Annotated in this window: 7 protein-coding genes; all 7 read left to right on the plus strand. The window is 67.2% G+C overall.

Features of this window, described 5'->3' with window-relative positions; all coding sequences use genetic code 11:
• Positions 1-839, plus strand: an 839-nt coding sequence (locus EQG76_RS05575) for a metal ABC transporter substrate-binding protein (protein WP_159711348.1), incomplete at its 5' end; no start/stop codon positions are given.
• The gene (locus tag EQG76_RS05580) at positions 839-1,732 is read left to right on the plus strand and encodes a manganese/iron ABC transporter ATP-binding protein (protein WP_159711350.1); all 894 of its coding nucleotides are present in this window, start codon (positions 839-841) and stop codon (positions 1,730-1,732) included. The genes EQG76_RS05575 and EQG76_RS05580, both read left to right, overlap by 1 nt.
• Entirely contained in the window at positions 1,729-2,586 is an 858-nt protein-coding gene (locus EQG76_RS05585; protein WP_159711352.1) for a metal ABC transporter permease, read from the plus strand. Before EQG76_RS05580 ends, EQG76_RS05585 begins: the two co-directional genes overlap by 4 nt.
• Entirely contained in the window at positions 2,583-3,458 is an 876-nt protein-coding gene (locus EQG76_RS05590; protein WP_159711354.1) for a metal ABC transporter permease, read from the plus strand. Before EQG76_RS05585 ends, EQG76_RS05590 begins: the two co-directional genes overlap by 4 nt.
• 51 nt (positions 3,459-3,509) lie before the next feature.
• Entirely contained in the window at positions 3,510-5,141 is a 1,632-nt protein-coding gene (locus EQG76_RS05595) for an alpha-amylase family protein (RefSeq protein ID WP_159711356.1), read from the plus strand.
• A 176-nt stretch (positions 5,142-5,317) separates the two neighbouring features.
• Positions 5,318-6,913, plus strand: coding sequence for a catalase (locus EQG76_RS05600; protein ID WP_159711358.1), 1,596 nt, complete (start codon positions 5,318-5,320; stop codon positions 6,911-6,913).
• A 154-nt stretch (positions 6,914-7,067) separates the two neighbouring features.
• Positions 7,068-7,635 (plus strand): DeoR/GlpR family DNA-binding transcription regulator (locus tag EQG76_RS05605; protein ID WP_159711360.1); only part of this gene is annotated, 568 nt, incomplete at its 3' end.

The following is a 7,635-nucleotide window of genomic DNA, read 5'->3' on the forward strand; positions in this document are numbered from 1 at the left end:
CCGCGGCGGCGGTCGAACACCGTCGCCTCAAGGTGATCACCACCTTCACCGTGATCGCCGACCTGGTGCGCAACGTCGCCGGCGATGCGGCCGAGGTCGAATCGATCACCAAGCCCGGTGCCGAGATCCACAACTACCAGCCGACCCCGCGCGACATCGTCCGGGCGCGCGACGCCGACCTGGTGGTCTGGAACGGGCTCAACCTCGAACTGTGGTTCGAGCGCTTCTTCGAGCGCCTGATGTATGTGCCGGCGGTGGTGGCGTCCGAGGGGGTCGAGCCCATGCCGATCGGCGAGGGGCCCTATACAGGCAAGCCCAATCCCCATGCCTGGATGTCGCCGGCCAACGCGCTGATCTACGTGGAGAACATCAAGAACGCGCTGGCCAAACATGATCCGGGCAATGCCAAGATCTATGTGCGCAACGCCGAAGCTTTTGCGGAGCGCATCAAGGCCGTGGATGCCGCGACCCGCGCTGCCCTCGAGCGCGTGCCGGAACAGCGGCGCTGGCTGGTCACCAGCGAGGGCGCGTTCAGCTATCTGGCCCGCGACTACGGGCTGAAGGAGCTCTATCTCTGGCCGATCAACGCGGATGCCCAGGGCACGCCGCAGCAGGTCCGCAAGGTCGTGGACCTGGTCCGGGAGCACCAGATTCCGGTGGTGTTCAGCGAGAGCACGGTCTCGGACAAGCCGGCACGCCAGGTCGCCCGCGAATCCGGGGCCAGCTATGGCGGCATCCTCTACGTCGACTCCCTGAGCGAGGCGGACGGGCCGGTGCCGACCTATCTGGACCTGCTGCGCGTCACCACCCAGACCATTGTCGCCGGGTTCACCTCCTGATGACCGCGATTCCTGTCATCGAGGCGGCCGCCATCGCCGTCGAGGACGTCACCGTCACCTACCGCAACGGCTTCACGGCACTGCACGATGCCAGCTTCCAGGTGCCGGCGGGCTCGATCTGCGCGCTGATCGGCGTCAACGGCAGCGGCAAGTCGACCCTGTTCAAGGCGATCATGGGCTTCGTGCCGCTGGCCCGCGGCAGCGTCCGCCTGTTTGGCGAGCCGGCCGGCCGGGCGCTCAAGGCCAATACGGTGGCCTATGTTCCCCAGGCGGAGGAGGTCGACTGGAACTTCCCGGTCCTGGTCGAGGATGTCGTCACCATGGGCCGCTACGGCCATATGGGCTTCTTGCGGATCCCCAGGAAGGAGGACCGGCTGAAGGTCGACCAGGCGCTGGAGCGGGTCGGCATGACCGCGTTCCGCCACCGCCAGATCGGCGAGCTGTCGGGCGGGCAGAAGAAGCGGGTGTTCCTGGCGCGCGCTCTTGCCCAGGAAGGCCGGGTCATCCTGCTGGACGAGCCGTTCACCGGGGTGGACGTGAACACGGAGGAGGCGATCATCACGCTGTTGCGCGAGCTTGCCGCCGAGGGCCGGGTCATGCTGGTCTCGACCCATAATCTCGGCAGCGTGCCGGAGTTCTGCGACCATGTCGCGATCCTGCGCCGCACGATCCTGGCGGCCGGCCCCACCGCCACCACCTTCACCCGCGCCAATCTGGCAGCGGCGTTCGGCGGCCAGCTCCGCCACCTGACGCTGGGCGGTGCGGCCCTCCACCAGGACGCGGACCCGCGCAGGGTCACGGTGCTGAGCGACGACGAGCGGCCGGTGGTGCTCTATGGGGCCAACGGCGCCGACCCGGAGCCTTGCCGGGCCGAGGAGGTGGCGGGGCGATGAGCCTGCTGCTGGAGCCGTTCGGCTATGGCTACATGGTCAATGCCATGTGGGTGAGCGCGCTCGTGGGTGCCGTCTGCGCGTTCCTGTCCGCCTATCTGATGCTCAAGGGCTGGTCGCTGGTGGGCGATGCGCTCAGCCATGCGATCGTGCCGGGCGTGGCCGGGGCCTACATGCTGGGCCTGCCCTTTTCGCTGGGCGCCTTCCTGTCGGGCGGGCTGGCGGCACTCGCCATGCTGTTCGTGCGCGAGCGCACCCGGCTTAAGGAGGACGCGGTGATCGGCCTGACCTTCACCTCCTTCTTCGGACTGGGCCTGTTCATGGTCTCGCTGTCGCCGGCCTCGGTGGACGTGCAGACCATCGTGCTCGGCAACATCCTGGGCATAGCACCCGCCGACATCCTCCAGCTCGCGATCATTGGTGGCGGTTCGCTCCTGGTCCTGACCCTGAAATGGCGGGACCTGATGGTCGTGTTCTTCGATGAGAACCATGCCCGCTCGGTGGGCCTCCATCCGGGCCGGCTGAAGCTCCTGTTCTTCACCCTGCTGGCCGCCTCGACTGTGGCGGCGCTGCAGACGGTGGGCGCGTTCCTGGTGATCGCCATGGTGGTGACGCCGGGCGCCACCGCCTATCTGCTGACCGACCGGTTCGGCCGGCTGATCGTGCTGAGCGTCCTGATCGGGGCCGGGACCAGCTTTCTCGGCGCCTATGGCAGCTATTTCCTCGATGCAGCGACCGGCGGGATCATCATCGTCCTGCAGACGCTGATCTTCCTCCTGGCCTTCCTGTTCGCACCGAAGCACGGCCGGCTCGCCGCCCGCCGGCAGGCGCGCGCCGGCCTGGCGGGCAGGCCATGACCGACCTGCCCGCCTTCTTCACCGAGCCGTTCGCCTACGACTTCATGCGCCAGGCGATGCTGACCGCCGTGCTGGTGGGCGTCACCAGCGCGCTTCTGTCCTGCTTCCTGGTGCTGAAGGGCTGGTCGCTGATGGGCGATGCGATCAGCCATGCGGTGCTGCCGGGAATCGTGATCGCCTATATCGTCGGGCTGCCACTGGGCGTGGGCGCGTTCGTGGCCGGGATGGGCTGCGCGGTGGCGACCGGCTATCTCAAGGAGCACAGCCGGCTGAAGGAGGACACCGTCATGGGGGTGGTGTTCTCCGGCATGTTCGGGCTGGGCCTGGTCCTCTACACCAAGATCGAATCGGACGTGCATCTGGACCACATCCTGTTCGGCGACCTCCTGGGCGTGTACCTGGCTGACCTCTGGCAGGCGGCGGCCATCACCCTCCTGACCGTCCTGGTGGTGGGCCTCAAGGGCCGCGACCTGCTGCTCTTCTGCTTCGACCCGACCCATGCCCGGGCGATCGGCCTGCCCGTGCGGCTGCTGCATTACGGCCTGCTGGTGCTCCTGGCGCTGGCGATCGTGGGCGCGCTGAAGGCGGTGGGGCTGATCCTGGCGATTGCGCTCTTGATAGCACCGGGTGCCATCGCCTTCCTCCTGACCGACCGGTTCGGCCGGATGCTGCTGATCGCGGTGGCGGCGGCGACCGGTGCGGCGCTGCTGGGCGTACTGGTGAGCTTCCGGCTGGACAGCGCGCCGGCACCCACCATCGTCCTGGCGCTCACTGTCCAGTTCGTCCTGGCCTTCCTGTTCGCGCCGAAGCGCGGCGTGCTGGCGAGCCGGCGGCAGGCACGGGCCGTGGCCGACCCGCCGACGGCACCCTAAGCGGGGCTGGGCCGTTCCTTTCTGGAACGTCCCCCTGACAGGAGAAGCCGGTTGCTCGACCTCTGGTACAAGAACGCCGTCATCTACTGCATCGACGTCGAGACGTTCCAGGACGGCAACGACGATGGGGTCGGAGACTTCGCGGGACTGATCGAGCGGCTGGATTACCTGGAAGCACTGGAAGTCACCTGCATCTGGCTCACCCCCTTCTATCCCACGCCTAATCGCGACAACGGCTACGACATCACCGACTTCTACGCGGTCGACCCGCGGCTGGGCACGCTCGGCGACTTCGTCAACTTCGCCAGGGCCGCCCGGCACCGGGGCATGCGGGTGATCGTCGACCTCGTGGTCAACCATACGTCGGTCGACCATCCCTGGTTCCAGGCCGCGCGCAGCGACCCCAACTCGCCGTACCGCGACTGGTATGTCTGGTCGAAGGAGAAGCCGGAGGACGCGGAGGACGGGGTGGTGTTCCCGGGCGTGCAGGACAGCACCTGGACCTGGGACGAACAGGCCGGCGCCTATTATTTCCACCGGTTCTACGAGCACCAGGCCGACCTCAACATCGCCAACCCCGCGGTGACCGAGGAGATCCAGAAGATCATGGGCTTCTGGCTGGAGCTGGGCGTGGTGGGGTTCCGCCTGGACGCGGTGCCATTCCTGATCGAGTACACCGGGCTGGACAGTCATCCCGAGGGCGACCCACACGAATACCTGACCGAGCTCAGGCGCTTCCTTTCCTGGCGCAAGGCCGAGGCGGTGCTGCTGGCCGAGGCCAACATCCCGATGGAGATGGCCGACGAGTATTTCGGCCGCGACGACCGCATGACGATGGTGTTCCATTTCATGCTGAACCAGCATCTGTTCCTGGCGCTGGCGCGCGGCGACGGCCGGCCGGTCGTAGACATGCTCCGGAACACGCCGGAAATCCCGAAGACCGGCCAGTGGGCGCATTTTTTGCGCAACCATGACGAGTTGGACCTCGGCCGGCTGAGCGATGCCGATCGGGAGGAAGTGTTCCAGGCGTTCGGGCCGGACCCCGACATGCAGATCTACCATCGGGGGATCCGCCGCCGGCTGGCGCCGATGCTGGACGGCGACACCCGGCGGATTGCCATGGCGTTCAGCCTGATGTTCACCCTGCCCGGCACGCCCGTGCTCTGGTACGGCGACGAGATCGGCATGGGCGACGATTTGACGCAGACGGAACGCAACTCGGTGCGTACGCCGATGCAGTGGAACGGGCGGCGCAATGCCGGCTTCTCAACGGCTCCGGCCGAGCGGCTGATCCGGCCAGTGATCGCGGACGGCCCGTTCGGCTTTCTCGGCCTCAATGTCGAAGAGCAGCTCGACCGGCCGGAAAGCCTGTTCGAGCAGGTGCGGCGGATGGTGCGCGAGCGCCGCTCCCACGCCGAGATCGGCTGGATGCCCTACGAGATCGTGGACGCGCGCGAGCCGGCGGTGGTGGCGCTGTCCCGGCGGAGCAAAGACGGGCAGATCCTCACCCTGCACAATCTCGCCAACCGGGCCGTCGAGGTGCGGCTGGACGTGCCGGAGGGGCCGGTGCGGGTGCACAGGCTGCTTGCCGATGGCGAGAGCGACCTCCACGGGCTGGAACAGGGCACCGCCCGGCTGGCACCCTACGGCCATGCCTGGATCAAGCTGGAGCCGCGCGGCTGACCCCTGGCAGGCCCGTGCCTCGCCCCGGCCCGACGCTGGAGGCGCATTAAACTGTTCCCAATCCATCGCATAGTCCGGGCTGCATCCCCATATGTTGGATGGCTTCGCCTCTCGGTTGGACGCCCACGTTCTGCCGCCGCAGCCAGAGCCCCCGTGTCTTTCAGGAGATTCTATCGATGGATGATCGTAAGATTCTGACAACGCGTCAGGGTCACCCGGTCCGTGACAATCAGAGCCTGCGCACGGTCGGCGAGCGTGGCCCCGCCACCCTCGAGAACTACCAGTTCATCGAGAAGATCACCCATTTCGATCGCGAGCGTATCCCGGAGAGGGTGGTGCACGCGCGCGGTGCGGCCGCGCACGGCTGGTTCGAGGCCTATGGCAAGATCGGCGACGAGCCGGCGTCCAAGTACACCAGGGCGCGCGTGCTGAACGAGGTCGGCGTGAAGACGCCGATGTTCGTGCGCTTTTCCACCGTGATCGGCTCCAAGGACAGCCCCGAGACGGCGCGTGATCCGCGCGGCTTCGCGGTCAAGTTCAAGACCGTAGAGGGCAACTGGGACCTGGTCGGCAACAACCTGAAGATCTTCTTCATCCGGGACGCCGTCAAGTTCCCGGACATGATCCATGCCTTCAAGCCCGACCCGGTGACCAACCGGCAGGAAGCCTGGCGCTTCTACGACTTCGTGTCGCAGAGCCCGGAATCCCTGCACATGGTGACCTGGGTGAAGAGCCCCTGGGGCATCCCGGCGAACTACCGCGAGATGGAAGGCTCGGGCGTCAACACCTACAAGCTGGTCAACGACCAGGGCGTGGCGCATCTGGTCAAGTTCCACTGGGTGCCCAAGCAGGGTGTGCGCAACCTGACCAGCGAGCAGGCCGCTGAGATCCAGGCCAAGGACGTCGGCCACGCCACCAGGGACCTGTATGACGCGATCGACCGCGGCGACTACCCTGAATGGGAGTTCTGCGTGCAGATCATGTCGGACGACCCGCACGACGAGCTGGACTTCGACCCGCTGGACGACACCAAGCGCTGGCCGGAAGACCAGTTCCCGCTGCTCCCGGTGGGCCGCATGGTCCTGGACCGCAAGCCCGACAACTTCTTCGCCGAGGCGGAGCAGTCGGCGTTTGGCACGGGCGTGCTGGTCGACGGCATCGACTTCTCCGACGACAAGATGCTGCAGGGCCGGACCCTGTCCTACTCGGACACCCAGCGCTACCGCGTCGGCCCCAACTACCTGCAGCTCCCGGTCAACGCGCCGCAGGAAAAGGCCCGCGCCCATACCAACCAGCGGGACGGCCAGATGACCTACTACGTGGACCGCGGCGGCCAGAACCCGCACGTGAACTACGAGCCGAGCATCATGGGCGGGCTGAAGGAGGCGCCGAAGCCCCAGCGCGACTACCACCAGTATGTCGAGGGCTATCTCGGCCGCTATCAGACCACCCGCACCACCGACGATTACAAGCAGGCCGGCGAGCGCTACCGGACCTTCGAGGACTGGGAGCGCGAGGACCTGATCGCCAACCTGGTCGCCGACATGAAGGAGTGCCCCAAGGAGATCGCGCTCCGGATGGTCTGGCACTTCTGGCACTGCGACGAGGACTATGGCCGCCGCGTCGCCGAGGGTGCGGGCATCGACCTGCAGGAAGCCCTGAAGCTGCCGCCGCTGCCGCACCACCCCGGCCCGCACAAGGCGCGGGCGAAGGAGACCTTCACCGACGGCAAGACCGTCGACGAGGTCGCGCAGCAGCAGGCCGCGGAGTAAGCCTCTCAGGCTAGCCCTCCGGGTTCCAGGAAGGCCGCCCCTGCCGGGGCGGCCTTCCTGCTTTGGCGCTGCCGGTCACGCCGCGCTGGCCCCCTCGCCGGAGCGGGCATAAACGGTCGGGGCACCTGCAACACAGCGGAGGCCGAGCCCGCCCGTGTCGACCCGCGACCGCCGCGAGCGGATCCTCGAACGCGCCAGGCGCACCGGCTATGTCTCGGTGGACCAGCTCGCCGCCGACCTCCGCGTCACGCCGCAAACCATCCGGCGTGACTTGTCGGAGCTGTGCGAGCAGAACCTCCTGCAGCGCTATCATGGCGGCGCGGGACTGACCTCCTCGGTCGAGAACGTCGCCTATGCCGAACGGCAGGTCCTGAACGTCGAGGCCAAGCGGCGGATCGGCCAGCTCGTCGCCCAGGCGATCCCCAACCACGCCTCGCTGTTTATCAATATCGGCACGACCACCGAGGAGGTCGCCCGCGCCCTGCTCGACCACACCGAGCTCAAGGTCATCACCAACAACCTGAACGTGGCGAGCCTGCTCTCTCAGAACGCCAGCTTCGAGGTGATCATCGCCGGCGGCGTGGTACGCTCGCGCGACCGGGGCATCGTCGGCGAGGCGGCGGTCGACCTGATCCGCCAGTTCAAGGTCGACTATGGCGTAATCGGCATCAGCGGCATCGACCCGGACGGCTCGCTGCTCGATTACGACTATCGCGAGGTGC

Source organism: Geminicoccus flavidas (assembly GCF_009806515.1).
Lineage (GTDB): Bacteria > Pseudomonadota > Alphaproteobacteria > Geminicoccales > Geminicoccaceae > Geminicoccus > Geminicoccus flavidus.